This window comes from Streptomyces cinnamoneus (assembly GCF_014650495.1).
GTDB lineage: Bacteria > Actinomycetota > Actinomycetes > Streptomycetales > Streptomycetaceae > Streptomyces > Streptomyces cinnamoneus.
Map to the genome: position 1 here is coordinate 1 of NZ_BMVB01000060.1, position 4048 is coordinate 4048.

Below are 4048 nucleotides of genomic sequence, written 5' to 3' on the forward strand. Positions count from 1 at the left end.
TGGATGCCGGTGGTGTCGACGCGGCGCAGGATGCCGGAGGCGTTGACGGTTCCCTTGGGCCGGACGGTGAGGGTCCACGGTTCGCCTTCGGCCCGGGTGGTGCGCAGGCGCAGGACGTCGTGGTGGTCGAGGACGGTCTGCAGGGCGGTGGCCAGCGTCTCCAGGGTGGCCGTGGCCGGGGCTTGGACGACCATGGCCTGGTTGTAGCCGTCGATCGCACCGCCCTTCTCGGCGAGCCAGTGGATGATCGGCGTGGCCGGGAGGTCGCCGATGCCGGCCTCCGGGTCGAGCGGAGCGGCGTCGGCGTCCGCGTCGGCGCTCTGTGCGACGGCGGCGAGGGCCTCGACGGTGCGGTGCTGGAAGACGTCGCGGGGGGTGAAGAGGAGCCCTGCGGTGCGGGCCCGGCTGACGAGCTGGATGGAGACGATGCTGTCGCCGCCGAGTTCGAAGAAGCTGTCGTCGATGCCGACGCTCTCCAGGCCGAGGACATCGGCGAACAGGGCGCACAGCGTCGTTTCCCGCTCGTTGCGGGGGCCGCGGCCGGTGACGTGCTCGTTGAAGTCGGGTGCGGGCAGGGCCTTGCGGTCGAGCTTGCCGTTGGCGGTCAGGGGCAGTTCGTCGAGGGTGACGAAGGCCGCCGGGACCATGTAGTCCGGCAGGACCTCGCTCACGTGCTCGCGCACCGCGTCCGCATCGATCCGGTGGCCGGCGGAGGGCACCAGGTAGGCCACGATGCGCTTGGTCCCCGGCTGGTCCTCGCGGACGACGGCGGTGGCCTGGGCGACCGCCTCGTGGGAGGACAGCGCGGCCTCGATCTCGCCGAGCTCGATGCGGAAGCCGCGGATCTTGACCTGGTCGTCGGCCCGGCCGTGGTACTCCAGCTCGCCGCCGGCCGTCCAGCGCACGACGTCGCCGGTGCGGTACATGCGCTCACCCGGCCCGCCGAACGGGCAGGCGACGAAGCGCTCGGAGGACAGGCCGGGCCGGCCCAGGTAGCCGCGGGCCAGACCTGCGCCGGCGACGTAGAGCTCACCCGGGACCCCGGGCGCCACCGGCTGCAGGCCGGCGTCGAGGACGTACACCCTGAGGTCGGGAATCGCTTCGCCGATCACGCTGCCGCCGAGGGTGGCGGCACTGTGCCGGTCGAGCGCCCGGTAGGTGACGTGCACGGTCGTCTCGGTGATGCCGTACATGTTGACGAGCGTGGGAGCGGTGTCCGGGTGGAGGGCGTACCAGTCCTCCAGGCGGCGCAGATCGAGGGCCTCGCCGCCGAAGACGACGGAGCGCAGCGCCAGCGGGCCTGCCGCCGGATTCTCGCGCTCCTCCTGGACGAGCCGGTAGAACGCCGACGGGGTCTGGTTGAGGACCGTCACCCCTTCGTCGGCGAGCAGGGCGCGGAACTCCTGGGTGGAGCGGCTGATCGCGTGGGGAACCATCACGAGCCGGCCGCCGTACAGCAGCGGGCCCCAGATCTCCCACACGGAGAAGTCGAAGGCGTAGGAATGGAACATGGTCCAGACGTCTTCGGTGCCGAAGCCGAACCAGTGCTCGGTCGAGGCGAAGAGACGGGTGACGTTCTGGTGCGGGATCACCACGCCCTTGGGACGGCCGGTGGAACCGGAGGTGTAGATGACGTAGGCCGGGTGCCGGGGCGACAGCGGCGCGATCCGCTCCTCGTCCGTGACCGGTGCACCGGACAGCTGCGACAGTGCGGCCACGACGGCCGGATCGTCGAGGACCAGACGGGTCGCCCCGCCTTCCGCGGCGGTGCCGAGGGTCGCGACGGTGTCGGCGGACGAGACCAGGAGCACCGGGCGCGCGTCCTGGACCATGTACGCGATGCGGTCGGCCGGGTAGTCCGGGTCCACGGGCAGGTAGCCGGCACCGGCCTTCAGCACGCCGAGCAGCGCGACGATCATCTGATCGGTACGCGGCAGGGCCAGCGCCACCAGCTGCTCCGGCCCCACGCCCTGGGCGATGAGGTACCGGGCCAGCCGGTTCGACCTGGTGTCGAGCTCCGCGTAGGTGAGGGCCGTCGCGCCGCTGGTGACGGCGACGGCATCTGGCGTGCGACCGGCCTGGGCGTCGAACAAGGACACCAGCGTGGCCCCGGGGACGGTCTGCTCCTCGGGATTCCACTCGACGAGGATCCGCCGGCGTTCGTCCTCCGACAGCACGTCCACCGAGTTCACCGGTGCGTCCGGGTCGCCGAGCACACCGTCCAGCAGCCGGGCGAACCGTTCGGCGATGGTCCGGACCGTTTCCGTGTCGAAGAGGTCGGTGGCGAACTCGATGCCGCCGTCGATGCCCGCCGGGGTCCCGTCGGGGCCGAAGCGCTCGACGAGCTGGAAGGAGAGGTCGAACTTCGAGACATCCAGGTGCACGCCGTACGGCGTCGCCTCGGTGCCGGGGATATCGGCCCGTGCGGCGGCGTTGTTCTCGAAGGAGAGCATGACCTGGAAGAGGGGGTGGCGGGCGAGGGAACGCTCGGGGCTGAGTTTGTCCACCAGGCGTTCGAAGGGGATGTCCTGGTGGGCGTAGGCGGCGAGGTCGGTCTCCTTCACGCGCTCGACGAGCTCGCGGAAGGTGGGGTTCCCGGAGAGGTCGGTGCGCAGGACGAGGGTGTTGACGAAGAAGCCGACGAGGTCGTCGAGGGCTTCGTCGGTACGCCCGGCGATGACGCTGCCGATGGGGACGTCCTCCCCGGCGCCGAGCTTGCCCAGCAGCGCCGCCACGGCCGCCTGCACCACCATGAACACACTCGCGCCATGGGCGTGGGCGAGGTCCGTGATCCGCTGGTGCACGGAGGCGGGAAGGTCCATGGGCAGCGTGCCGCCCCGGCCGGTGGCGACGGCGGCCCGCGGTCGGTCGGTGGGCAACTGAAGCTCGTCCGGGACACCGGACAGGGCGGTGCGCCAGAAGTCCAGCTGGCTGTTCATGACGCTCTGCGGGCTGTTCTCGTCGCCGAGCACCTGGCGCTGCCAGAGGGTGTAGTCCGCGTACTGGACGGGCAGCGGCTGCCACTCGGGCGCGGAGCCGGCGAGCCGGGCGGTGTAGGCGGTGGACAGGTCACGGCCGAGAGGGGCCATGGACCACCCGTCGCCGGCGATGTGGTGGATGACGAGGAGAAGCACGTGGTCGTCGGCGGACACGCGGAACAGATGGGCACGGAGCGGCAGGTCACCCGCGAGGTCGAAGCCCTGCTGCGATGCGGACTCGACCTGCCCGGCGAGGGAGTCGTCCGTGACGTCGACGACGATGAGCCCGGGCTTCGCCGCCTCGCCGGAAAGGATCTCCTGGCGGGGACGGCCTTCGGTGTCGGGGAAGACGGTCCGAAGGCTCTCGTGCCGGGCGACGACGTCGCCGATGGCGGACCGCAGGGCGGAGACGTCCAGCGGCCCCCGCAGCCGGACCGAGAGCGGAAGGTTGTAGGTGGCGTTGGGGCCTTCGAGGCGGTTGATGAACCACAGGCGTTGCTGGGCGGCGGAGAGGGGGATTTCCTCGGGCCGTTCCATGACGGTCAGGGCCAGACGGGCCTCGGTGGCACCGGCGAGCTGCCGGGCCAGCCCGGCGACGTTGGGGGTCTCGAAGACGGCCCGTACGGCCAGTTCGGCGCCGAGGGCGGTACGGATGCGGCTGACGAGACGGGTGGCGAGCAGGGAGTGCCCGCCGAGCTCGAAGAAGCTGTCGTCGATACCGACGGTCTCCAGGCCCAGGACGTCGGCGAAGAGAGCACACAGGATCTCCTCGCGCTCGTTGCGGGGCGCGCGTCCGGTGACCTGGGTGCTGAAGTCCGGGTCGGGCAGGGCCTTGCGGTTCAGCTTGCCGTTCGCCGTCAACGGCAGCGCATCGAGCGTGACGAATGCGGCGGGGATCATGTACTCGGGCAGGACGGCCGCAGCATGGGTACGCACGGTGTCGACGTCGACGTCGTCGCCGGCAGGCACGAGGTAGGCGACCAGGTGTTCGTTGCGGACGATGACCGCGGCCTGGGCAACGGTGTCGTGTCCGGTCAGCGCGTTCTCGATTTCGCCGAGTTCGATGCGCT

Annotated in this window: 1 protein-coding gene; it reads right to left on the reverse strand. The window is 71.1% G+C overall.

Annotation, left to right across the window (positions count from 1 at the left end):
• Positions 1-4048, reverse strand: a 4048-nt coding sequence (locus IE182_RS31380) for a non-ribosomal peptide synthetase (RefSeq protein WP_190113396.1), incomplete at both ends; no start/stop codon positions are given.